This is a genomic window from Paenibacillus massiliensis subsp. panacisoli DSM 21345, from assembly GCF_000426545.1.
GTDB classification, from domain to species: Bacteria; Bacillota; Bacilli; order Paenibacillales; family Paenibacillaceae; genus Paenibacillus; species Paenibacillus panacisoli.
In genome coordinates this window covers 232,477-255,588 of the sequence record NZ_KE384534.1, presented here as the reverse complement: position 1 = coordinate 255,588, position 23,112 = coordinate 232,477, and the positions used below count along the sequence as shown (strand labels likewise).

General features: G+C 49.7%; 22 protein-coding genes. 8 read left to right on the top strand and 14 right to left on the bottom strand.

Annotated features, from left to right (window positions below; all coding sequences use genetic code 11):
* Positions 1–12: 12 nt before the first annotated feature.
* Entirely contained in the window at positions 13–1,137 is a 1,125-nt protein-coding gene (locus tag K331_RS0123650) for a glycosyltransferase family 4 protein (RefSeq protein ID WP_028592177.1), read from the bottom strand.
* Positions 1,138–1,428: 291 nt separating this feature from the next.
* Between K331_RS0123650 and K331_RS0123640 the strand changes: the two genes are divergently transcribed.
* Both K331_RS0123640 and K331_RS0123635 read left to right on the top strand, forming a co-directional pair.
* Positions 1,429–2,562 carry a GGDEF domain-containing protein gene (locus K331_RS0123640; protein ID WP_156897704.1) on the top strand — a complete coding sequence of 378 codons (1,134 nt, stop codon included), beginning with the start codon at positions 1,429–1,431 and terminating at the stop codon, positions 2,560–2,562.
* Positions 2,563–2,668: 106 nt separating this feature from the next.
* Positions 2,669–4,063 (top strand): RsmF rRNA methyltransferase first C-terminal domain-containing protein, encoded by a 1,395-nt coding sequence (locus tag K331_RS0123635; RefSeq protein ID WP_051289995.1) that lies wholly within the window; start codon positions 2,669–2,671, stop codon positions 4,061–4,063.
* An 82-nt stretch (positions 4,064–4,145) separates the two neighbouring features.
* Here the strand turns inward: K331_RS0123635 and K331_RS0123630 are convergent, their stop codons facing one another.
* Together K331_RS0123630 and K331_RS0123625 are read right to left on the bottom strand one after the other, a co-directional pair.
* A complete protein-coding gene (locus K331_RS0123630; RefSeq protein ID WP_051289994.1) occupies positions 4,146–4,964 on the bottom strand; it encodes a pseudouridine synthase in 819 nt (272 codons plus the stop codon).
* On the bottom strand, positions 4,961–6,679 hold the full coding sequence (locus K331_RS0123625; protein ID WP_028592172.1) for an RsmB/NOP family class I SAM-dependent RNA methyltransferase: 1,719 nt from the start codon (positions 6,677–6,679) through the stop codon (positions 4,961–4,963). The genes K331_RS0123630 and K331_RS0123625 overlap by 4 nt, the downstream gene beginning before the upstream one ends.
* Before the next feature lie 222 nt (positions 6,680–6,901).
* Here K331_RS0123625 and K331_RS0123620 point away from each other — a divergent pair, with 222 nt between their 5' ends.
* Positions 6,902–7,417 (top strand): thioredoxin family protein, encoded by a 516-nt coding sequence (locus K331_RS0123620; RefSeq protein ID WP_018885892.1) that lies wholly within the window; start codon positions 6,902–6,904, stop codon positions 7,415–7,417.
* Between the two features lie 186 nt (positions 7,418–7,603).
* Here the strand turns inward: K331_RS0123620 and K331_RS30360 are convergent, their stop codons facing one another.
* Genes K331_RS30360 through K331_RS0123605 form a run of 3 tightly spaced genes read right to left on the bottom strand, consistent with a single transcriptional unit; the run spans position 7,604 to position 10,082 of the window.
* The gene (locus K331_RS30360; protein ID WP_036635682.1) at positions 7,604–8,140 is read right to left on the bottom strand and encodes a DUF309 domain-containing protein; all 537 of its coding nucleotides are present in this window, start codon (positions 8,138–8,140) and stop codon (positions 7,604–7,606) included.
* 2 nt (positions 8,141–8,142) lie between these two features.
* Entirely contained in the window at positions 8,143–8,955 is an 813-nt protein-coding gene (locus K331_RS0123610) for a GTP pyrophosphokinase (RefSeq protein WP_028592171.1), read from the bottom strand.
* 32 nt (positions 8,956–8,987) lie between these two features.
* A complete protein-coding gene (locus K331_RS0123605; RefSeq protein ID WP_028592170.1) occupies positions 8,988–10,082 on the bottom strand; it encodes a quinone-dependent dihydroorotate dehydrogenase in 1,095 nt (364 codons plus the stop codon).
* A gap of 190 nt (positions 10,083–10,272) precedes the next feature.
* On the opposite strand from K331_RS0123605, the gene K331_RS32335 reads away from it, so the two are divergent.
* The gene (locus K331_RS32335; protein WP_018885896.1) at positions 10,273–10,419 is read left to right on the top strand and encodes a hypothetical protein; all 147 of its coding nucleotides are present in this window, start codon (positions 10,273–10,275) and stop codon (positions 10,417–10,419) included.
* Here the strand turns inward: K331_RS32335 and K331_RS0123595 are convergent.
* From K331_RS0123595 to K331_RS0123585, 3 genes are all read right to left on the bottom strand, one after another.
* A complete protein-coding gene (locus K331_RS0123595) occupies positions 10,413–11,852 on the bottom strand; it encodes a L,D-transpeptidase (RefSeq protein WP_028592169.1) in 1,440 nt (479 codons plus the stop codon). The genes K331_RS32335 and K331_RS0123595 overlap by 7 nt on opposite strands.
* A 358-nt stretch (positions 11,853–12,210) precedes the next feature.
* Positions 12,211–12,447: a ferredoxin gene (locus K331_RS0123590; protein WP_018885898.1), complete on the bottom strand. Its 237-nt coding sequence runs from the start codon at positions 12,445–12,447 to the stop codon at positions 12,211–12,213.
* Between the two features lie 141 nt (positions 12,448–12,588).
* A complete protein-coding gene (locus K331_RS0123585; protein WP_028592168.1) occupies positions 12,589–13,869 on the bottom strand; it encodes a DNA polymerase IV in 1,281 nt (426 codons plus the stop codon).
* Positions 13,870–14,103: 234 nt separating this feature from the next.
* Between K331_RS0123585 and cimA the strand changes: the two genes are divergently transcribed.
* Positions 14,104–15,726 (top strand): citramalate synthase, encoded by a 1,623-nt coding sequence (gene cimA / locus K331_RS0123580; RefSeq protein WP_028592167.1) that lies wholly within the window; start codon positions 14,104–14,106, stop codon positions 15,724–15,726.
* A gap of 159 nt (positions 15,727–15,885) precedes the next feature.
* On the opposite strand, the gene K331_RS31165 is transcribed toward cimA, so the two are convergent.
* Complete coding sequence (locus K331_RS31165; RefSeq protein WP_051289993.1) at positions 15,886–16,707, bottom strand: TlpA family protein disulfide reductase; 822 nt, start codon at positions 16,705–16,707, stop codon at positions 15,886–15,888.
* A gap of 194 nt (positions 16,708–16,901) precedes the next feature.
* Between K331_RS31165 and K331_RS31160 the strand changes: the two genes are divergently transcribed.
* The gene (locus K331_RS31160) at positions 16,902–17,363 is read left to right on the top strand and encodes a M67 family metallopeptidase (RefSeq protein WP_051289992.1); all 462 of its coding nucleotides are present in this window, start codon (positions 16,902–16,904) and stop codon (positions 17,361–17,363) included.
* Here the strand turns inward: K331_RS31160 and K331_RS0123565 are convergent.
* Genes K331_RS0123565 through K331_RS0123555 form a run of 3 tightly spaced genes read right to left on the bottom strand, consistent with a single transcriptional unit; the run spans position 17,350 to position 20,581 of the window.
* Positions 17,350–18,087: an exonuclease domain-containing protein gene (locus K331_RS0123565; RefSeq protein ID WP_018885903.1), complete on the bottom strand. Its 738-nt coding sequence runs from the start codon at positions 18,085–18,087 to the stop codon at positions 17,350–17,352. The two genes, K331_RS31160 and K331_RS0123565, sit on opposite strands and share 14 nt — an antisense overlap.
* On the bottom strand, positions 18,084–19,157 hold the full coding sequence (locus tag K331_RS0123560) for a DUF294 nucleotidyltransferase-like domain-containing protein (protein ID WP_036635679.1): 1,074 nt from the start codon (positions 19,155–19,157) through the stop codon (positions 18,084–18,086). The genes K331_RS0123565 and K331_RS0123560 overlap by 4 nt, the downstream gene beginning before the upstream one ends.
* Positions 19,158–19,186: 29 nt before the next feature.
* Positions 19,187–20,581, bottom strand: coding sequence for an ammonium transporter (locus tag K331_RS0123555; protein WP_028592165.1), 1,395 nt, complete (start codon positions 20,579–20,581; stop codon positions 19,187–19,189).
* A gap of 231 nt (positions 20,582–20,812) precedes the next feature.
* On the opposite strand from K331_RS0123555, the gene K331_RS0123550 reads away from it, so the two are divergent.
* Positions 20,813–21,292 carry a MerR family transcriptional regulator gene (locus K331_RS0123550; RefSeq protein ID WP_033413083.1) on the top strand — a complete coding sequence of 160 codons (480 nt, stop codon included), beginning with the start codon at positions 20,813–20,815 and terminating at the stop codon, positions 21,290–21,292.
* A gap of 40 nt (positions 21,293–21,332) precedes the next feature.
* Positions 21,333–22,013 (top strand): zinc metallopeptidase, encoded by a 681-nt coding sequence (locus K331_RS0123545; protein ID WP_028592164.1) that lies wholly within the window; start codon positions 21,333–21,335, stop codon positions 22,011–22,013.
* A gap of 119 nt (positions 22,014–22,132) precedes the next feature.
* On the opposite strand, the gene K331_RS30345 is transcribed toward K331_RS0123545, so the two are convergent.
* On the bottom strand, positions 22,133–23,053 hold the full coding sequence (locus K331_RS30345) for a LysR family transcriptional regulator (RefSeq protein ID WP_018885908.1): 921 nt from the start codon (positions 23,051–23,053) through the stop codon (positions 22,133–22,135).
* Positions 23,054–23,112 lie beyond the last annotated feature (59 nt).

Here is a 23,112-nt window from a genome sequence, read left to right as displayed (position 1 = left end):
TCGCTCCATCAGCTATTCATTGAACTCTAGATACAGCTTCTTCAATTCATGGACGGCCCGACTGAGCGAATAGTTGCTCTTGGCCTTCTCACAGGCTGAACGGGCCAGTTCATAACGATAGGACGGATCAACGATGACCTTCTCCATCGCCTCTGCCAGTGCTACCTCATCCTCCGGGGGTACAAGGAGGCCATTGATCCCATCCTCAATCTGCTCTGGAATGCCGCCCACATTGGTTCCAACAAGTGCAAGACAGCTTAGTGCAGCCTCGGCAAATACAGATCCAAATGCCTCTGCACGTGACGGGAGCACGAAGATATCGAAGAAGGGCATGAATTCCTCCGGGTGCAGGGTGTAGCCGTAGAAGATTGTCTCATTATATATACCAAGCTCCTGCGCCATTTGCTCAAGCTCCGGGCGAATAGGACCATCCCCGATAATGTGCAATACATAGTCGACTCCCCGCTTTTTCAGCTCCGCACAGGCCTTAAGCAGCGTATCAATGCCCTTTGCGGGGACAAGCCGGCATACTGTAATTAGTTGGGCCACATCATTTTCGTGAGGAATCGGTTTGAAACGCCGTTCATCATAGCCGTTCGGTATAATCTGAATTCGCTCATGATGATCTACATAAGGACTCATATAATTACGAAAGGAGCCGGACACGGTCAGCATTCGATCCGTCTTGCGCTCCAGTTCACGATAGATCGAGATCAGGAATTGATGCTCAGGCCCCCCTTCCACAATCTTTCCGTTCAAAATCAGCTCCCGCTCATAGGAGGAGTGTATCGTCTGAATTAGAGGGGTATGAGGGAACACTGCTTTCATGGCCAGGCCCGCAATGGGATGATGGGCATGAACCAGATCATATGGAGTATGAATGCGCAATTTCGTCCACCACAAATAATCACGGTAGGTCTGGATGTACTTCTGGACAATCGCACTGTCAGTGAATTCCGTCCAATCGAACGTATCGAATTGTACCTCTTCCTGACCCTTGTTGCGGATTCTTTTGGGTAATGAGAAGAGCTCCATCTCCCAGCGCGGAGCCGTGAATCGTTCCTGCAAATAAGGAATCATGGATGATACGCCCCCCGGCTGCTCGGGAGGGAAAAAGAGTGCCTGTAGCAATTTCATGACGTGCTTCCCCTTTCAAGCAATGCTGGAACCCGGAGCGTTATGCTCCAAAATATCCAGCTGTAGCCGTCTATATTGACTTTTCATAGCTTCTGAAAACATGATATATTGGAAATCCAGACAGCAGTTCTCCGGATCGGCATAAATACAATTAATTGTATCGGATTGGAACGAGCCAAGCAATAGAACCTGAGGAATTGCGTTGGTCAACACCCGGCGTCGATCCTCAGCAGGTTTTATGGAATATGCTGTACTTTTATTGCGTGTAACGCACGTGGGAGCCGTGAATTCGTGAAGCTGTTATCTACTCCGTGGGCCATGTCCGTGTGGCTTCCACCCGTCATTGCGGCTGTTGCCGGTCTATGTATTCTATTCATCATGTTGTGTATGTGTATAATGATGTACGGCAAGCAGCGAAAAAAAGCCTATTTGTACTTTATTGCAGCTGGGCTGTTTGTGATTGCTTATGAGAGCTACCATCTCTACTCGGCAACAAGCCTATCCCCACGCTATGATTCCTCGTGGATCGCTGTGCTGGAGTCGCTCGCCTTCCTGTTGATTAACGGGGCCGTTTATCAGTTGTATCGGAAGTCGAACGCAAAATTCTTTTGGACCTTTAGCACCTTTATTGTGCTGCTACTAGTACCACCTGTTCTTTGTGTCCTCCTTCCATCAGTACCTGCCAGCTGGAAGGACCCTGGGCTGCTGATCTTTAGTCAAACCCACCGTCTGCTGGTTATCGTATGGGGTCTATTATGGATTATGCCACGAATCGGACAACAAGGAAAATACCTGATTAGTCTGCTGATCTATGCACTGTGGGTCATCGCCGATACCTGGGCACAGCTTACCGTTCCTCCTGCCATCATTGTACATATGCAGCACCTGCGGGTGCTCTATTATCTTGTTCTATTCCTCATTTTGTTCCAACGAATCGTAGAGCTGCTCCAGCACATCTATCGCACTTCGATTACGGACGGCTTAACAGGTCTGTTCAACCGAAAATACTTTGGTATGCGCTTGAAGCGTTATGCTGAGGAAGGCGTGCGACTAGCGGTTATCTTCTGCGATATTGATAATTTCAAGAAGCTCAATGATACGCAAGGCCATGCCCGTGCTGACGAGGTGCTGAAACAAGTCGCTGAGATTATTACTGAGGAGACCGAGAATATCGGTATTCCTGGCCGCTACGGCGGAGAAGAGCTTCTTGCCATGATTGTTGATAAGAAGGCGAAGCCGGGGGCTGTCGCTGAGCGTATTCGTGCCCGGGTAGAAGCAGAGAGCATCGTCACGATTAGTGTTGGCTATAGTGTTATCAAGAGTGGGGTGACGCCCGATGAACTGGTGCATCAGGCCGATACGGCCATGTATCACTCCAAGACGACAGGCAAAAATAAAGTAACAGACTATAAGACGATTCGATAGCTGATCGAACTACGGATTGTATGAATTCGTATAGATTTGTACGGGTTGTATGAAATTGCATGAAATTGTATGGGATTAAATGTAGATCGCAAAGGAGTAAATGGAAATGAATATAGACAAGCCGCCGCTTCCTGGCGCTTATATACAGCAAATCACAGAGCTACTAGGTAGCGAGGCTCCTGCTTTTCTCGATAGCTACCATCAGCCAAGGGTACAGGGAATACGCCTGAATCCTGCAAAAATAACGCCCGAACTGCGTGAACAGCTCATTCAGGAATGGCAGTTAGCTCCGGTGTCTTGGTGCTCTGAAGGCTATTACTATCAGGAGCCTGTTCGTCCAGGCAAGCATCCGTATCATACAGGAGGACTTTACTATATTCAGGAGCCGTCCGCCATGTCTGCCGTAGAGCTGCTTGACCCTCAGCCCGGCGAGACTGTGCTCGATATGGCTGCTGCTCCTGGAGGAAAGACGACACATATTGCTGCCAAGCTTGGTGGTCATGGTCTGCTCGTCTCCAACGAGATCCACCCGGCGCGAGCCAAGGTATTGGCAGAGAACGTAGAGCGAATGGGACTGGCGAATGTCATCGTCACCAGCAGCACGCCTGAAGGCTTGTCAGCTCGCTTTGCCGGCAGCTTTGATCGGATTATGCTAGACGCCCCCTGCTCTGGTGAAGGGATGTTCCGTAAGGACCCTGATGCCGTTAGAGATTGGAATCCGGGGCTAGTAGAGATGTGCGCATCTCGCCAGCAGGATATTTTACACGAGGTACACCGACTGCTTAAGCCCGGGGGCACGCTTGCCTATTCTACCTGTACCTTTAACCAGACTGAAAATGAGGGAATGATGGATTGGCTCGTATCGGAATATCCAGATATGGAGCTGCTCCATACAGAAAGAGTCTGGCCGCATCTGGAACGCGGGGAGGGTCACTTCGTTGCTGTACTCCACAAACGGTCTGACGAGCCCTCCCAGTCAGGAGAGGATCGTGAGCGGCATATCCGTCCGACAAAGGCGAAAAAGCATGACAGCCGCATGGGGAGCCGGGAGCTTGAGCATGCATGGCGGGCTTACCAGGACTGGGCAGCTGAAGCATTGAAGGATTTCACCTTGGGTCCTGGTCGTCCGCTACTGTTCGGTGAATCGCTCTACTACCTTCCCGACGGAGCTAGAATCCGATTGCACGACGCGGAGATGAAGGGGCTCAAGCTTCCACGACCTGGCTTACATCTGGGTGAGGCTAAGAAAGGGCGCTTCGAGCCTGCACACGCTTTGGCTCTGGCACTTCTTCCAGAGCAGGCTGCTCAGCATTGCTTGCTATCTGCTTCATCTGAGCAGGTCCAAGCCTATCTGAAGGGCGAGACGCTGAATACAGACCTGCCACTTCAAGGCTGGGTACTCGTCAGCGCTGACGGTATCCCTTTGGGCTGGGCCAAAGCAAGCGGAGGACAGCTCAAGAACCGTCTGCCGAAAGGACTACGACACATGACAGGGCTATAACCCTGTTATGTGTTTTTTCGATGTGTTTTTTCGTTTGCATTTACAGTTCATCCACCCTGTAAGCTTCCTTTGGCCCATCCACCTATTCTGCCGTAGCTTCTTCTCGCTGCAGCAGACTTAATTCAGCATCCGTCAGCTCCCGATAAGTGCCGATGGGCAATGTTGGGTCAAGATGGAGCGAGCCCATATCTGTTCTTTTCAGATAGATTACCTTCTTGCCTACAGCCTCGAACATTCGCTTCACCTGATGGAACTTCCCTTCATGAATGATGAGCCCTATATATGATATGACGGAGTCAGAATCCTCATCCTGCTCTTGCCTCAGAATAGTCAACTCGGCAGGCATCGTTACGTAGCCGTCATCTAGAGTTACCCCTTCGCTGAATCGAGTAATGTCCTCTGCATTTACATCCCCTCGTACAGTGGCTTCATACCTCTTCGGGACATGACGCTTGGGTGATAGCAGCTCATGAGCAAGCTTGCCATCATTAGTGAGCAGAAGCAGACCCTCTGTATCCTTGTCGAGTCTCCCTACAGGAAAAGGAGAGAACTGTCGGTCCTCCTCCGCCAGCAGATCCACTACTGTCCGCTCCCGCAAGTCCTCTGTAGCCGAGACTACGCCTGGCGGCTTGTGAAGCATCAGATAGATGAATTCTTTGAATCGGACGATCTGCCCGGCAGCCTCGATCTGATCGTCCACAGGATGCACCTGCATCCCACTATCCTTGACCACCGCCCCATTCACAGTCACGGCACCCTGCTTAACCATTCTTTTGATCTCTGTGCGAGTACCAATCCCCATATGGCTCAATATTTTATCCAGACGCTGGGTCTGCTTGCCTTTCGGGTTACGTGCGGTACTTCCTTGGATATCTGCCTTATTATTGTCTTGTCCACTCATACTGAGGTCCACCTCCAGCCGGAAGGATATTCATTCTTCAACATGCCGTTCTGCCATTTGCCCCAGCCTGCTGCGTAGCCATCTATGCAGATCAGTGTGTAGCCCTTGCTGCCTCGCTCATTCCCGTGAGGATAGGTTATCCGGTCAGCTGGTATCTCCAGTGTCTCTCCCTTAAGGTAGCGTACAGCCTCAGGCTGACGGGAATCCAGCGTAATAACCCGAATTGCCTCCTGCGAACGCAGTGCTGTTGCAAGTGGCTGTGAGGGCACGAAGCGACCATTCTTCAGCTTACCCATGTACCAGCCTGGTCGGACTACCTTAAGGCCCTCCAGTCGGGTAGAAGACAAGGGAGACTGATAGATGCGATCACCATACATAATCGTCTCGCCTGGAAGGGTCAAATGAAGCTGCTCTTGTATGAACTCATCGTAGGAAGTGAGTGATGCCTGTTCCTTCTCTCGACCCGATCGTTGGCTCGCTCCTGAGCCACTACGCTGCTTGGAGCTTGCCGCACCTTTGCTTCGGCCATGCCTGCTCTGCCCTCGCTCCAGCTCTGCTTGTGTACCATGACGGGCAGGTCCACCTTTACCCTTGCGGACCCGCATAGAATCCTCTGAGCCCCGTACAGACTGTGCAGCACTAGACAGATTCCCTGTTGACCTTGATTTTGAGGCTATGGCTGAGTCTGGCATACTGGATATACCAGACTCAGCTTCCAATCCAGCATGATCTGGCAAATCGAGCACCGAGGATGCTTCCATCGTCCCATGAGTCTCAGGTGAAGCTTCTGCTCCGCCATTACGGCGCAACACAGCAGCATAGTGCCCTTCACCCTCCAGCCGATGTGGCCATAGTCTGACTGTGCCAGCCAATGCATCTCCAGCACTCTGATCGCTTGCTGGTATCCAATCGGGTCTGCCTGAAGCAAATCCGTGCCGCACCGGTACCTCAACGATGCTGTAGTCTGGATGCGTATTTAAAAACTCCGCAATCATCATTTCGTTCTCTTCAGGCGCAAAGGTGCAAGTCGAATAGACCATCGTTCCCCCAGGCGCCAGCATGTTCGCTGCCCAATGGAGAATATCACGCTGCATGATGACACAATCCGCAATTGTGACAGTGCTTTTCACCATATCCTCATCCTTACGATACATTCCTTCACCCGAGCAAGGAGCATCGATCAGGATTTTATCAAAAAAAGCCGGAAATGCCGCAGCGATCCGCTCTGGCTGTTCGTTCAGAACAACTGCATTGCGCACGCCGTATAGCTCAATATTTTTGGTAAGCGCCTTGGTTCGATCCGCATGAATGTCATTCGTCACCAGTACCCCTGTCCCTCGAAGCTTCGCTGCAATCTGGGTAGATTTACCTCCAGGAGCAGCACATAGATCCAGCACCCGATCATGCTCCTGAACAGCCAACAGCTCAACCGGGGCCATAGCGCTTGGCTCCTGAATGTAGTACAGTCCGGTGTGATAATAAGGGTGTAGCCCCGGCTTGATCCCATAAGGCACATAGAACCCCGTCTCACACCACGGAATGGGTCTAAGCTCGAACGGAGCCAGCTTCGCGAATTCATCCAAGGAAATTTTAAGTTCATTGACCCGCAGGCCTGCATGAGGGGTATGGTCATACGTGGACATAAAGTCATCGAATTCCTTGCCCAGTAGCTGATGCATTCTCTCTATAAATGTTGATGGGAGCTGTACGCCCATAATGTAATCATCCTGTTCTTGGTGATATGAATATTGGTTTGTTAGCAAAAGTTACACATGCTCTAATATAGCATTCGGAATATCAAATCTCCATCATGCACTGTTCATTGGTCTAGTTCCAGCTAGATTTCGGATGCTTGTTTCACTACAGCCTGTAATGTTGTATAATGAGATCGTCATTGTTGACATATACTATATACAAGCCAGATAGGAGAGATTGTATTGAAATCTAAGAACAAGAAGCTTGTACCTGTTATCAGCTTTTTTGCGGTACTAGCGATACTGATCGGCTTACTGATCGGGCTGAACTCCGGAACCAAGAATGAACTATACGGCAAGTCCGTATCTTCCATGAACCCGGCTACCCGCGAGATTTTGAACGATCCGAATTACCAGAATATTATCCTGCCTGCCGCAATGAAGAGCAAGATTGATAACAAAGAGAGCTTCTTTGTGTACTTCTTTGCCTCAGATTGCCCGCATTGTCGTGTGACCACTCCTGAGCTCATGCCATTGGCCAAGGATGCTGGCATAGATCTCCCCCAGTATAATCTTCGTGAATTCGAAGAAGGCTGGAATCAATACAAGATCGAGTACACCCCTACGCTTGTCTATTATGAAAATGGCGTTGAAAAAGAACGCATGGTAGGTGGTCTGCAAGAGACAGCTGGCGATAACGGCTACCAGCTGGAGGACTTCAAGGAATTCTTTGCGAAGCATAAGCCCGCAGGGTCCTGATTCATTCATCCAGCATCCGTTAAGCTTTGAGGCATAATTCCAAGATGGTATCCTCTTAAGCAAGACTCGTATAGACTTCAAAAAGACCGACAAGGCTCACAAGGACAGCCCCGTAATGGGCTACCCAGCCTTGAATCGGTCTTTTTTTGTACTGAATACCTGACTAGGCTTGACCTGCGTCCAGCCCTATGCCTGGCTCTTTCTGTTCGTCTCAGCTCCCTTGGATTCCCTGCTAGCGAGCACCTGCAGACGCTCCTCATGCTTGGGCCCACGTTGTGGAACACGCTGCTGCGGAATGTTGACTTGAAGAGAGGGAGCCATCGCGTCAAGCTTGTGCTGCAGGTTCTCATCGGTAATATGAATCGTCATATCCTCATAGACAGCCTGTGCCTCCAGTCGTGAGCCAAGGCGTTCCAACTGTGCTATATAACTCTGGACGTCAGACAAGAGCCGGATCAGATCGATGCCCAGCCCGGCTGTTATCTCTGGTGACGCCTTCTGGAGCTTCTCACGTGCGCTCTGCAGCATCATGAGCCCGCCGCGGATGTTCCCGTTCCGGAAATGAAACAACCCGACGGCGACCTGCAACAAGCCCTTAAGGACAGGGTCTCGGTCTTGCTTCAGCCACAGCTCCTCCATCACTTCATGACACTCGAAGTAATCATGGTCTCGATTGAAGTAGATCAGATAAGCAAGATACAGTCGATCATACTTAGCAGGCATAACTATACCTCGTCCCGTTCCTCTTCATTTTTCCCCTGATCCAGCATCTCCCGGATATCGTCAAACAGCTTCTTCATGCCGTCCATATCACGCTGCACCCATAGCTCATTGAAGCGCTGCTGTGCTTCAATCGCTTCACTCACCTTGTGATGGAAATACAGCCTGTGCATGACTGCAAGCACTTTGGAGACGATATTCGCATCATCCTCGAACGCCTTCTGCGCATCTAGAATCTCCAGACGAATGGCTGACATTTCATTATCGAGTATAAAGGCCGCCTCAGCCGCTTTCTTCAGACGATTTCTCATCTCTTCAGGCAAGCTCTCTCTATATTTGTAGCTAAGTGAATGCTCGATGGTAGCCCAGAAGTTCATTGCGAGGGTGCGAATTTGGATTTCAGCCAGCACAATCTTCTGTCCTAGCGCAGTCTGTACTGGGTACTTAATAATCATATGGAAGCTGCGATAGCCGCTCTCTTTATAATTAGTGATGTAATCCTTCTCATAGAGGACAGTGAGGTCCTTACGCCGTCGGATGTATTCAGCCACCCTGCGGATATCCTCCGCAAATTGACACATAATCCGGATACCGGCTATATCCTCGATGCCCTGCTCGATCTGATCGAGTGGCACCTGTAGTCGATCAGCCTTGTCTAGAATGCTGGAGATTTTCTTCACACGACCAGTTACAAATTCAATCGGTGCATACTCCTCACGCTTTTTCAATTCCGCACGCATCGTCTTGAACTTCACCTTCAGCTCTTCGACGGTCTGCTCGTACGGGAGCAAAAATGTTCCCCAATCTCTTCCGTCCATAAATCTCCTTGCCTCCTGTCTATCCTTCCAGCCTAGTTATGATCAGCTCCTACCGCCTCACGGATATGAGAATAACCGTCACGTCTCAGCAGCTCACGCAGCCCACTGATAATAGCACGGTTCACTCCCGGACCTTCATAGATCAGAGCTGTGTAGATCTCGACCAGGCTTGCCCCTGCTCTTATTTTATCGTATGCATCCTGACTATCGAATACACCGCCGACGCCAATAATGGGCAGCTTGCCTCCCGTCTGGCGGTACACCTTGCGAATGACCTCTGTTGAGCGCTCGCGCACTGGAATGCCGCTCAGACCGCCGGTCTCCTTGGCATTGGGATGCGTGAGTCCATCTCTGGAGATTGTCGTGTTCGTAGCGATAATTCCGTCTACACCACTATCCTTGATAGCCGCAGTCATATATTCAAGCTCTTCGTCTGTGACATCCGGCGCAATTTTGACCAATACTGCTTTTGCCTTGCCATAGCGCTCAGCTTCTACATTCATCTGCTTCTTCACGGCTTGCAGCAAAATGCTCAAATCATCACCATGCTGTAGCTTGCGCAGATCCGGTGTATTCGGAGAACTGATATTGACCACAAAAAAATCAGCATACGGGTATAATGAGGAAATACATTTCTCATAATCCTTATATGCCTCATCATTGGGGGTAATCTTATTTTTGCCGATATTCACGGCGACGGGAATTCTATGTTCGTACAACGCTGACAGCCTGCTGGCCATCTGCTGGGTCCCTTCATTATTGAAGCCCATACGGTTAATCAGCGCGCGATCTGGTGGAAGACGGAACAGGCGAGGTAGCTCATTGCCAGGCTGTGCAAGCGGAGTTACTGTACCTACCTCCATGAATCCGAAGCCAATCGAAGAGAAGCCCTCCACGGCCTCGGCATTCTTGTCCAAGCCTGCCGCAAGACCAATGGGATTGGGGAAATGTAGTCCCCACAGCTCCTGAGCCATATCGTCCGTTTCCTTGACACCGTACATTGCTCGCAGCAGGGATGCTCCGCCAGGCAGCCGTGCAGCTTGCCTCATGCCATCCATCACCACATGATGGGCCCGTTCGGGGTCCATTTTAAAAAAGAAGGGTTTCGCAAAATTTTGATACAGCAACTCATCCACTCCGTTCTAATCCGTCTTGCTCCCCACGGGAACAAGACTTCTAAGAAACAGTTTAGCTTTTTCTAATGGAAAAAGAAAGTCATTTCAATCACTGTAATTCACAGGTTCGTTGTTGAAAGCCTGTCTGCAAAGCGTTTACAATGATGTTATATTGACCTATCACAAGAAAGAAGGGTATCCGATGTCTGTGAAACGCAAGCCACCTACCATGCAGAAGAAAAAGGAGGAAGTGAACCGCAAGGCCATCATGTGGACTGCGGCCAGCTTCGTCGGGCTCGTGTTGTTAATCGTTATCGTTATACTGCTGGCCAATCGCGCGGTTCAGTGAAGCCAGTGATAGACCTTGCGGGGGTTAGTCTGGTCACCCATCGGTTTGCTGGTGTACCGGATTTCGGGGGCACGCACCTCATCGGGCAGCCCCGCCCCTTGCAAAATCTCAACTGACGTACCGGCTGGTACAAGTGCAAATAGCTCCTCTACATCCGCCTTGGTCATGCGGATACATCCGAGTGATTCATCCTTCTCGATGCTATTCGGCTCATTCGTACCATGGATGGCATAATTCGTATCCGAGAGCTGCATGCCTCTGCTGCCGAACTCCCCGTTCGATTTTCCGTTTGGGTTAACAACCTTATCGGAGATGACGAATGTTCCCTCTGGTGTCTTGTCTCCTCCCAGACCAACCCTGTAATTCCTGATCAGCACGTCCCCGCTAACCACAGCTAACCGATGCTTGGACTTATCCACGACGATACGTAGCGGTTCATCAAAGAAAGGTTGTGCGTCAAGCGTCGCAGCGAGCGTGGGATGCTGGAGCGCATCTCCATCAGGCTGGACTGATACCCCCGGGCTCTGCTCCCGTGCAGCCAACTGCCGATAGATCGGCTTGAAAGCCGTCTCCATTGCAGGTGTAGTTCCGTATAACAGATTATTTGGAAAATCGCCCATCATCTCACCAGCACTCTCGGGCAGCTTGCCGTGCTTTGTTCGGTATGCCATCATCGCACTACTTAGCACCGCAAGCTCCTCCTGTCCAACTGACCAGGCAGCTACCTTCGCAGTAGATATGGAAGGGGAAGGCGGCTCACAGCTGCATTGCTCCGGGTCATAGGACTGAACCTCAGTCCGTCCCTCACCTGCCTTGGTTAATGTGACAGCAGGCTTCAGCTGTCGATCCCAGAGGAGCCAGCCACTGTCTTCTCTCATACCAAGGACAATGGTCTGCTCCGGCAGCGAGCCTTGCCTCTTCAGCAGGCTGATGATGCGAGCTCCATCCTTGCCTTTGGCCGAATTGATAGCTGTGAACGCCTCAGCAGGCATGTCCAATCCAGCGCCGGCTCCTCCCTTCCCCCCTGATGTTGTTCCCGCAGGCACTGCTACTTCCGTATCATTCGGACGGGTTGATCCGCTCTCCGCCGTTAAGGCTGTCTCGCTCAGGAATCGAGCAAGACCAGGCGCATAAGATGACGGAACGAGCATGAGGAGCAGCAGGATACACGCCACCAGCATTTTACGATAACGGGTATGCTTTCGAGCCTTTTCCTTGGCCATCTCTTCCAGCTTGTTCTGATAATCCAGCAGGACGTCAGCCGGAACCTGCTTACGCTCGAAGGCCTCGAATACTTCCCCCGACCGATTGAAGCAATAATTGGCCTTCCCGGCCTGCCCGCTGCGCTCATATTCCTTCCCCAGCAGATACCATCCCATTTTATTGTCAGGATGCTTTTTTACATACGCTTTCAACTCATTCGGATTGTTCATAATCGACCTCCACGACCACTTCAGGCTTAGATATGCTATGTATGCTGATAACTTTCCTATTCGTATTCATGTCCTGTATATCCTTACTGAAGGACGTATGGATTGTAGTCCCGGTTCATAGGAAAAACGTCTATCGAGGTGCTTTCTCAGAAGACAGACTGCGTTTAATGGATGTTTTTCTTGCGATAATCGAATGGTTCAGCCCACTAAAGAATTATAAATTCTTTTATCTAAAAATACCTCTATATCAGTATATCGGTCACAAGCGCCTGAATTTCCATAAGCAAAAAGACACCCCTCGCCGCTTGGCAAAAGATGTCTTATCCTTACACACTGATCGTAATGAACAGTTAAGCTCTTATTTGTTGAAAGGCTCGTCAGCAATCTTGATGGAATCTGTAGGGCAGCCATCACATGCATCCTGCATATCATCATACATGTCTTCATCAATAGCGATTACGCCTCTATTCTCATCGCCATTGAAAATTACCTCTGCCAGACCTTCATCATCATAGTCATAAATGTCTGGTGCAGTAGCGCCACAAGCGCCGCAAGCAATACAGGTATCCTTCTCTACCCAAGTGTACTTAGCCATAGCTCTCTTCCTCCTATAAATAAAGCCAGATCTACATTGCTCCGTGCGATGCCGGTCCGGCAATCTAACTATTTTTGAACACTCTATCTACAACATTCTAATACAATAGACTTATAAATTCAATTGATTTCTGTACAAACCTTATCCTGGTGTCTCCAGATTGTCCTTCTGCAGCGAGGTTCCTCGCAGCTTTGGATTACGCAGCAGCACGGATGGATCATCTCCCAGCATACCAGCGGTAAGCACGGCGCTCTCTCCGAATTTGTCCCTTAATGTATCCATCACCTTGATGAGACTCTCCTTCTTAGGGGCCTTATCATAGCTAAATAGGTCAAGCTGTACGGCTGCCTCCTCCTTGGGAATCAGCTGCTGGAGAGTAATTCCGAGAAGACGCACGGGCTTGTCGCTGTTCCAATGCTGCTGGTACAGCCTGCAGGCCTCCTTATAAATCTGCTCCGCATCCTCGGTGTGCGTCTCCAGCGTATGCGATCGCGTATAGGTCTTCATCTCGGGTGTACGCATCGTGAGTTGGACTCCGCCTGCAAGCAGTCCCTGTCTTCGCAAGCGGCGAGCTACCTGATCACTAATGTTCAGCAGTATGCGCCGAATATCCTCAGGTTTGTTGACATCCAGCGGAAGTGTCGTCGCATGTCCAATGGATTTATTCGGCTCGCGGACCGGGTTCACGGGAGAATGGCTTATTCCATTAGACGCAAGCTTCATCCACGATCCATTCACCCCGAACTGCTCGATGAGCAGCTTCTCCTCAGCTACCGCCAGCTCTCCGATCGTACGGATATTCATGCGCAGTAGCTTGTCAGCCGTCTTGCGTCCAATCCCGAACAGCTGTGAGCATGGTAATGGCCACAGCACACGAGGCACATCCCGCAGCCTGAGGATGGTAATCCCATTAGGCTTCTTCATATCTGAGCCCATCTTGGCCAGCAGCTTGTTAGGTGCAATGCCTATAGAGCAAGGAAGGCCCAGCTCATCCTGGATTCGCTGCTGCATCGCCTCAGCAATCTCGACTGGCGTGCCGAACTGGCTTGAGCCGCTGATATCCAAATAGCATTCATCAATAGACGTAGCCTCCAGCAGCGGGGTGTAGGAGTAGGCTATATTCATAAATGCCTTGGAATACTGACGGTAGAGCTGGAAGTTCGGCCTGATCAGCGTGAGCTGAGGACAGAGTCGCAGCGCCTCTCGCACGACCATGCCTGTAGTAACGCCGTATTTGCGGGCCTCATATGAGCAGGTAACAATAATCCCCCTGCGCAGCTCGCTGCTGCCAGCAACCGCCGTAGGCCGTCCTTTATAGACCTCAGGCTCCTCTGCGGCGTGCACAGAGCAATAAAAAGCGTTCATATCAACATGCAGGATGACCCGTCCGTCCTTGGGATAATAATCGCTGACGTTCCTCACATGCATCCCTTCTTTATTGTCAGTTTCTGAACTTGCATCTGTTCGCACTTTGTTCCCATAAGCACTATTGTACACAATCTTCTGAGCATTGTCCCCCTAAATTACTGAATTTATGTTACACTTTCCGTAATTACTTGGTATAATCGAAAATTATAAAATTCTTTAACACACAAACGCTGTACAGCAGAATTTTCCACGCGATCTGCTGCATGCCAATCTCCAAGGAGGAACATGATGTCAAGGGTTATTTCTATTTTTGACACCACCCTACGTGACGGAACACAAGGGGAGGGCATCAGCCTCTCGGCTGACGACAAACTGAAGATTGCCAAGAAGCTCAATGAACTCGGTGTTCATTATATTGAGGGCGGAATTCCGGGAAGCAACAGTAAAGACATTGAATTTTTCAAACGAGTTCAGGAACTCCGACTGGATGCCAAAATTGTCGCCTTTGGAAGCACACGTCGCAAGGACAGCATAGCAGCACAGGATGCCAATCTTCAACGGATTCTGGAGTCGGGGGCACAAGTCGCCACCTTGGTCGGCAAATCCTGGGATTTCCACGTGCACACCGCCCTTCAGACCACCCTGGAGGAGAATTTGGCCATGATTCATGATTCGATCGCCTTCCTGAAGCAAGGAGGCATGGAGGTCATTTTCGATGCTGAGCATTTTTTTGATGGCTTCAAGCACAATCCAGAGTATGCGGCAGCAGTTATGAAGAAGGCTGAGGAGGCTGGAGCTGACTGGGTCGTTATGTGTGATACCAACGGAGGCACCATGCCTCATGAGGTGCATGACATCGTAACCAAGCTGACTGGACAGCTCACGACTGCTCATCTCGGCGTGCATACCCACAATGACTGTGAGCTTGCTGTAGCCAACACGCTAAGTGCCGTGCAAGCAGGGGCCAGACAGGTACAGGGGACCATCAATGGTCTGGGTGAACGTTGTGGAAATGCGAATCTGTGCTCTGTCATTCCGAATCTGCAACTCAAGCTTGGCTATGACTGTATCCCGGAGGAGCGTTTGAAGCAGCTCACCAACACGGCTCGTTACATCAGCGAAGTCGCAAATGTGAACATGCCTGTGAACCAGCCTTACGTTGGTAATGCTTCGTTTGCTCACAAGGGAGGTATTCATGTATCCGCCATTATGCGCGACTCCCGTACCTATGAGCACATTGCACCTGAATTAGTCGGGAATAAGCAGCGAATCCTCGTATCCGAGCTGGCTGGTCAGAGCAATATTCTGTCCAAAGCGAAGGACATGGGCATTGAACTGGACCCGACCAGTCCGGATACTCGGGGCGTCATTGACCGGATCAAGGATCTGGAGCATCAGGGTTACCAGTTCGAAGGGGCAGATGCATCATTGGAGCTGCTAATTCGTGAAGCTAGTGGAGAGGTCAAGGAGCTGTTCGCCTTCGAATCCTTCAAGATGCTAGTGGAAAAGTCTGCTGGCCGGCCAACAGTCTCTGAAGCGTTCGTTAAGCTGAATGTTGGAGGAACCAGCGTTTACACTGCCGCAGAAGGTAACGGACCCGTAAATGCACTCGATAACGCACTGCGTAAAGCATTGGTTCAATACTTCCCTTCTCTTCGCGAGATGCACCTGTCTGACTATAAGGTGCGTGTTCTGGATGAGAATGATGCCACAGCAGCCAAGGTACGCGTATTAATTGAATCCAAAAATTATGAGCACGCTTGGAGTACAGTCGGTGTATCAGGGAACGTCATCGAAGCGAGCTGGGAGGCGCTGGTGGACAGCTTCCGTCATGCGTTGCTGGCTGAAGAGCTTACTGAAGTCGAAGATGGGAACCTGTCCGTCCACAAGCGCGGTATAGTCAATCACTAGTAGCCCATCTCTACATTAAGTCAATGTCAGCGTTGTAATTATGGACTATCCGAGTAATTGTGACCGTAGCAGTTGTGTGACATACAAGCAACAAGCCGAGAGGCAAGGAACGTACCTTGCTTTCTCGGCTTGTTTTTTCTCCATCCCATTTGATCATGGTCAAGGTACTAGCTGTTTCTCAGCATCTAGCACCTTTAGAATTCTAGCCTCCAGCTCCTCCTCATGGAACATACCCAGCATGACCTCTTTAACCCGGCCATCCGTACCGACAAGAATACTCATCGGGAAGGCCATCCCCTTGTACGTGCTGAAAACCTCACCCTTTTGATCCATTAATATCGGATATTTTAGGCCCAGAGACGCGACAAATTGCTTTGCATCCTTTTGGCGGTCATACTTTGTGGCATTCACCCCAAAGATCTCCAGCCTGGAATGATATTGATCGTACAGGCGATTCAGAATCGGAGCCTCAAGTCGACAAGGATCACACCAGGAGGCCCAGAAATTAATCAGCACAGGCTTAACAGGTTTATTTGAGAGAGAATAGCTGTCCCCATTAATTCCTTCTAGCTGAAAGGACGGAGCCTGTTGTCCGGGCTGCAGCATAAAGCCTTCCTTCCCTTGAGCCGCAAAAGCAGGAACATGTTGGCCTGCCCACACAAAAGCTGCAGTTGGTTCAGCACTCCCCAGAGCTTGATGCAATTCATCCTTTGACCCTGAGTGTCCCTCTTCTTTTGCACTAGCATGTCGTCTCTTACCGAGCTCAATAGCTGGGATGGCATCCTCTGAATCACTTCGACCAAGCGAATGATCATCACTAATTACTTCACCGAATGACTGCCCAGCTATTGAGACTATCGGGGCTATATAAGCATCTACAGGTCTACTGAATACCAGAGTACTTATACCAATGAGTAGCACACAGACGGACCATTTAGTAACTGGAGCCTTATTGTGTATCGACAGACGCTTGGTTAGCATGGCAATTCTCCTCATACTTTTGATCGCCAGCTAGTATGCCCAGCCTCTCCCGTTTCTATGAGCATACAAGAATATTCGTGACATGCTATTATAAAAAGAATGTTGACATCATCCTGCCCATTCCTTTAATAAAAAAATGACTCCATACTAAATGAAGTATGGAGCCTTCAAGAAAAAAAAGAGAGGGGTACAACATGGCAAATCACTTACGGCGCCTAGCGCATGTGCAGATGAATCATGCTATGCTCACACAGCTGAAGCACCTGGCACAGCAGCACCAACCGACAGAAATTTGCGGTGTGTTGCTTGGAAAATATGCAGCGGGCGGCATGCAAATCGAGGAGGTCCTCCCCGTTCGCAACGTAGCGCCTGACCCGCTGCACCATTTTGAGCTAGAGCCACACACCTGGGTTAGACTTGCGATGCAGCATCAGAACCGAATGCTGGGTATATTCCATTCTCACCCTTCATCCGCACCTACACCATCTCCTCGTGATCTGAGGGATCTGCAGCTCTTCGGTCAGTTGATATACGCCTATCTCATTATTGGCCTCTCTGATGAAGCTGAACCCAACTTACATATCAATTGCTACAGTGTCATCCCCAAGTCCGACCTGCAGCTTGGCCTCGAACCAATCCAGCTTAAGCATGACTAAGTTGATTATATAGATCTGCCAAATTCATAACATCACGCTCCATGAGCTCCTGCATGTAGAGCACCCATAGCTGTGCCGTCATAAGTGCATCCTCTAGTGCGTGATGTCTTCCTTGAATTGGAATGCCATTCGATAACAGCAGGTCGTCCAAATTATAATTGCCAGGCTGTGGCTCCAGCCAACGCGCCAGCATCATCGTATCAATCACTCTATGTGTCAGCTGTACCTTGGAGGTCTTCCATAGCGCTGCATTTAGAAAAGCCTTATCATGTGAGCTGGCATGCGCAACCAGTACACTGCCTCCTACAAAGGACATAAAATCATGTAAGGCATCAATCAATGCTGGAGCATCTGTCGTCATTTCCTGGGTTATGCCTGTAAGCTCTGAGATATGGGGAGGAATGTCCGTATTCGGATTAACAAGACTATAGAATTGCTCTTTCTCAACAATGGTATCTCCAACGACTCGCACTGCACCAAAGGATAGAATCTCATCCCCATGCTGTGCGGAGAACCCTGTTGTCTCCAGATCAAATACTACCGTCTCCAATTCCTTCAGAGGAACCCTGAGCGATTCTGAACGGCGCTGCTCTCTCGTCAGTTGACGAATGAACGCCATTTGCTGAGCAGTAGGGGCTCCAAGAACCGAAGCAATTGCAGAGGGCATCCCACCGCGTCTAAAAGCACTCCAAAAACCTCCGTTGCCCCTTACCTGCTCTTTCATGTGGCTCTCCTTTCCATAAATCGAAGCTGGCGTTGCAGCACTCTGTGCAGACGTTTGACGATGCCCAGACTCTCTCGAAGTTCATACCACAGCGTGCGCTGCTTTAGCTGTTTGACTGGAATATATCCACTGCTGAACAATAGCCCCTCTCTATTCTCGTAAGGTGTGCTTGCCCTGAGCTGAAGAGCTATGACAAAGGCGCGTTCACAGGAATCCAGTAGCGGATTGGCCGGGTCCAGCAGTCGAAGCTTCTGCAATCGTCCCAATGTGGATGTCTCCTCCACACCATCCTGCAAGGCCATGTACCTGACTGCATTAACCAGCGGAATGTAACAACCATATTTAATATCGAAGTCTCCTGCATGCTCCCCGAATCGCTCCGTCACGATCTGGCCAAGGACGTTAAGTGTAGCCTTATGCTTGACAGTGTTGCGTAGAATAGCCTCTGGCAGTCGCGGTTGCTGCTTGAACAGTTCGCTGAACTGCTGCTTCCACGCCTGAGACAGACTTCCATCGCCAGTTATGTGCCTCATATCCGAGGCAATAATGAGATAACGGATCGGTTCCCAGCTGAAATCACCAGCCCACTCAGACAACTGCCCTTTCCACTCCGTTATCGTCCTGCGCCACAGAGGCTCAGAGCACATGACCTTTCCCTCACATTTGGCATACCCCAGTCCCTCCAGCAGATTGGAGATCTTGCTACCAAAGAGCGCGAAATATTCTTCTTTATTGGGATTAGGCTCATCACTAATAATCATCCCGTTATCCTGATCGCTCCATAAAGTGGATTCACACCGACCAGCACTTCCAAAGGCTATAAAGGCATAAGGGACGGGAGGAAGGCCTAGACCTTCCTCTACCATCCCTTGTTCACATAGTTCTACAGCTCTTATGGCTATCTTGTCATGCAAGGTGTTCACGATATGCATCCAATCTTTCATGGAGAACGACGGACGGATGTCATTCAGTCGGTTCTGCTCCGTAATTCGGACCTGCCTAAGTTCTGCAGCAGAACTCGCCTCAAGCACAGCTTGAAAAGTGATGTCGTAAGGTACCTGTGAATTCATCTGTCCGCCTCCTTCCCACTAACTACAGATTACATGCGTTTTTCCGAATCGTTAATCATTTTCATGTGCTCAGGATATCCATAAGTCCCATGCTCACTCAGATCCAGACCCATCGTTTCTTCTTCTTCAGTTACGCGGATTCCTACAGCTGCCTTGATGGCACCCAGGATAATTGCAGTGACAACCACTACGAAGATGAAGGTTCCAACGACACCAAGCACTTGTACGCCGAGCTGAGTGAAGCCACCGCCATAGAACAGACCAGGTCTACCTACACCTGTAATCTCAACCAGAGTCGGAGTTGCGAACAATCCAGTGGACACTGCTCCCCACATCCCCGCAACACCGTGCACAGAGAATGCATAGATCGGATCATCAATACGCTTTTTCTCAACCCATTGTGCTGTGAAGAACGTAATAATACCTGCCACGGCACCAATTACAACCGCCGCCCATGGAGCTACGAAAGCACAGGAGCCAGTAATGGCTACGAGAGCAGCCAGCACACCATTCAGCATGCTAGGAATATCAGCCTTGCCAAATACTGCCCAGGAGGTCAGTAGTGCCGCAATCGCACCAGACGCCGCCGCCAGGGTCGTCGTCAATGCCACATAACCGAAGAATCCATCACCCATAGCGGATACTGCAGATCCTGGGTTGAAGCCATACCAGCCGAACCAGAGAATAATTACACCAAGAATAGAGTAGACCTGATTGTGACCAGGGATAATGTTAGGTTTACCATCTTTATTGTACTTGCCCAAGCGAGGCTTCAGCATAATGGTAGCTACCAGCGCTGCTGTAGCACCTGTCAAGTGAACTACCGTGGAGCCAGCATAGTCCTGCATTTCCATTTGTGTCAGCCAGCCGCCGCCCCATACCCAGTGCGCTACGATTGGATAAATAATGATGGAGAACAGTACCCCGAAGATAATGTATACGCTGAGTTTGGCTCTTTCAGCCATACCACCACATGCGATCGCCAGTGAGATTGCTGCAAAGGCAAAGTGGAACAAGAACATAATTGTAATCGGAATATCAAGTCCAGATAGGGAATCGAAGGATGGCGCTGCATCCGTACCGCTCAGGAAGAAGCCCGTCAGTCCCATGAACCCATTGCCGTTGTCATTTCCGAAGCCAAGCCCGAAGCCCAGTGCCCAGAATGAGATAGCCGATACTCCCAGTGTCAATACCGTACGACCAGCGACATGTCCTGCATTCTTCATTCGAGTCGAACCAGCTTCCAATAGTGCAAAGCCCGCTTGCATGAAGAATACAAGCATGAAGGCTATGAATACGAAAGTAGAGTTCAAGCCAGCTTGCAGTTCAGCAGTTGAAGGACCCTCTTCAGCTGCGAATGCAGCGACAGGAAATGCCATAACCATCAGTGCTGCGAGTAAAGTGATGAACCAATTTTTCTTCATCCAAAACACTCCCCTAAATGTTATCTTTCTTTACATCTCATGAAACTCTTATTGTCATTATAAGCAGAAGATAAGAAAGTTGACAAGAGAATTTTTCAAAAGTTTTAAAAATAACTTCAGGACCTTGGTCCCAAGCACTTGGAATCATCTATATCTGACATGAGCAAATACCATGACGTTTGACTGTATGGTTGTGGATCATGTATCATTAATAGCAGCAGAAGGCCTGCTATTCGGCCTTTAGATTCATCAGAACCGCGAGGTGAGACACATGGGGATAAGAAGCTATACCGAATTGGCGAACTAGCCAAAATTGCCTCTGTAAGTGAACGGACCATTGACTACTATACTAAGCTCGGTCTAATTACTCCCGAAGAGCGTTCATTGAAGAATTACAGACTGTACAATGATGAAACCCTCGTCAGACTGGAACGTATTAATCAGATGAAGCAAGACAAATATAGTCTTGAAGAGATTAAGCAGACGCTCCATAAATGGAACGAAGCCTGTGGAGAAGAAGAGGTCACTGATAAGCTGACGAGCCTGCAAATGCACATGCAGCGGCTGGAACGCGAGGTACACGAGCTACAGCCTTTGTTGAAGGAGCTAAAGCCTGTTCAGGCCCGCAAGGTGCTTACAGGACTCCTGCCTCAGAGCGCAGCCTGTATTGAGGCCCTGAAATATCTGCTGGAGCGAAGTACCATGATGTGAGCGCATTTACACTCATCATTTATCAAGGAGGACTGTATAGATGTATTTTGATGGGATGTTTATCCTGATTATTATTGCTTTTCTATTCTCTTTATGGGCCCAGTTTCGGGTTAAAGGCACCTTTAACAAATGGGCTACAACCGCTAATCAGGCAGGCTTGACCGGCTACGAGGTCGCACGTAATATGCTGGACAGCAACGGCCTTCATGATGTTCCGATCGAGCCCGTACGCGGCAAGCTGACGGATCACTACGATCCTATTAATCGAGTGGTTCGCCTATCCGAGCCGGTATATTACGAACGTTCCATCTCGGCCATTTCCGTCGCCTGCCACGAGGTAGGTCACGCTATCCAGCATAAAGTACACTATCCGATGCTGGTGCTCCGTCACCGCATTTTCCCGATCGTGAACTTTGCATCCGGCCTTGCACCATTCTTGCTAATGGGTGGATTTATCTTCCAGGCCTTCAATCTCATCGGTCTTGGAATCCTATTCTTTAGTGTTACAGTAGCGTTTCAACTGATCACGTTGCCTGTCGAGTTCAATGCATCCAATCGTGCGCGTGAGATTATGGTATCCGAAGGATATATCCGTAACGATGAAGAACGTGGCGTTGCCAAAGTCCTGAACGCAGCCGCTCTTACGTATGTTGCCGCTGCACTGATCTCCCTGCTGGAGCTGATCCGATACGTCATGATTTTCTTGAACAATCGGGAATAGTAACAAGTGCACAATTGAGTATTCTGAGTGTCTAGAACATGTAGAACATCCAAGGCATTCAGTATTACTAGATATTCAATGATTCTTAGTGACACATCATGACAAAAAGCCCCGACCGGTTAATCGGTCGGGGTTTTCGTTTTGTCACAATGTAGGATTCCGAAATAGCTAAGCAAGAAAGTTCTGAAGGATTGGGCCACAAGCGGGAGCTTATCAGTCGTTCGATAAATAAGCCCTATGCTGCGAGTTACCTTGGGTTCCGTAATCCGCACCTTGGCAGGCTGCAACGGATTCGTCTGGAACAATGCCATCTCTGGCAGCAGGCTCACGCCCATTCCTGCCGCTACCAGACCACGGATGGTATCCGTCTCCTCCCCTTCAAAAGCAATCTCCGGAGTAAAGCCTGCCTCCAGGCATGCCTCCCAGACAATGGGCCTTAGTGAGTAACCGTTTCCGAACAGGATGAATTTCTCATGCTTCAACTCACTCAGCTGTATGCTTTCTTTGCTTGCCAGAGGATGATTCGGAGGCAGAATTGCGTGCAGCTCCTCTGTCAGCAATATATCACCAGCCAGTTGGTCATGACTACCCGGGAAAGGCGAGACGAAGGCCAGGTCCACTTCCCCTGACAATACGTCACGAATAAGTGAAGGATACATCCCTTGCTTGAATCTGAATTTCACATTCGGATAACGATTGCGAAAGGAAGCCACGACCGAAGGAATCAGGTGAATTCCCAAGCTATGCGGAAAGCCGATTCGAATCTCCCCCTGCTCCGGGTCCAAAAATTCATGTGCCTCCAGTACCGCTCTCTCCAAATCCTTCAGGATTGTCTCTACACGTTTGCAGAATAGCTGTCCTACAGGGGTAAGCTGGAGATTACGCCCTTTTTGCATGAACAAATTCACGCCGAGCTCCTGCTCCAGCTGATGAATCTGACGGCTGACCGCTGACTGGGCGACATGAAGCTCCTCCGCAGCCTGGGTGACGTGCTCTTTTTGTGCTACCTTGACAAAGTATTGAAGTTGTCTTAATTCCACCGGATTATTCGCTCCAATCTGTAATTGCGCAATTCCTACGAATCATACTATGATAGCCT

Bases quoted from the DNA above. Each gene is read 5' to 3' on its own strand.
- K331_RS32335 (WP_018885896.1), top strand. From the start codon at position 10,273: ATGTCTGTGAAACGCAAGCCACCTACCATGCAGAAGAAAAAGGAGGAA.
- K331_RS31165 (WP_051289993.1), bottom strand. From the start codon at position 16,707: ATGCTAACCAAGCGTCTGTCGATACACAATAAGGCTCCAGTTACTAAA.
- K331_RS0123635 (WP_051289995.1), top strand. From the start codon at position 2,669: ATGAATATAGACAAGCCGCCGCTTCCTGGCGCTTATATACAGCAAATC.
- K331_RS31160 (WP_051289992.1), top strand. From the start codon at position 16,902: ATGGCAAATCACTTACGGCGCCTAGCGCATGTGCAGATGAATCATGCT.
- K331_RS0123560 (WP_036635679.1), bottom strand. From the start codon at position 19,157: ATGAATTCACAGGTACCTTACGACATCACTTTTCAAGCTGTGCTTGAG.
- K331_RS30360 (WP_036635682.1), bottom strand. From the start codon at position 8,140: ATGCCTGCTAAGTATGATCGACTGTATCTTGCTTATCTGATCTACTTC.
- K331_RS0123625 (WP_028592172.1), bottom strand. From the start codon at position 6,679: ATGGGCGTACAGCTCCCATCAACATTTATAGAGAGAATGCATCAGCTA.
- K331_RS0123590 (WP_018885898.1), bottom strand. From the start codon at position 12,447: ATGGCTAAGTACACTTGGGTAGAGAAGGATACCTGTATTGCTTGCGGC.
- K331_RS0123545 (WP_028592164.1), top strand. From the start codon at position 21,333: ATGTATTTTGATGGGATGTTTATCCTGATTATTATTGCTTTTCTATTC.
- K331_RS0123565 (WP_018885903.1), bottom strand. From the start codon at position 18,087: ATGAAAGAGCAGGTAAGGGGCAACGGAGGTTTTTGGAGTGCTTTTAGA.
- K331_RS0123610 (WP_028592171.1), bottom strand. From the start codon at position 8,955: ATGGACGGAAGAGATTGGGGAACATTTTTGCTCCCGTACGAGCAGACC.
- K331_RS0123595 (WP_028592169.1), bottom strand. From the start codon at position 11,852: ATGAACAATCCGAATGAGTTGAAAGCGTATGTAAAAAAGCATCCTGAC.
- cimA (WP_028592167.1), top strand. From the start codon at position 14,104: ATGTCAAGGGTTATTTCTATTTTTGACACCACCCTACGTGACGGAACA.
- K331_RS0123555 (WP_028592165.1), bottom strand. From the start codon at position 20,581: ATGAAGAAAAATTGGTTCATCACTTTACTCGCAGCACTGATGGTTATG.
- K331_RS0123650 (WP_028592177.1), bottom strand. From the start codon at position 1,137: ATGAAATTGCTACAGGCACTCTTTTTCCCTCCCGAGCAGCCGGGGGGC.
- K331_RS0123630 (WP_051289994.1), bottom strand. From the start codon at position 4,964: ATGAGTGGACAAGACAATAATAAGGCAGATATCCAAGGAAGTACCGCA.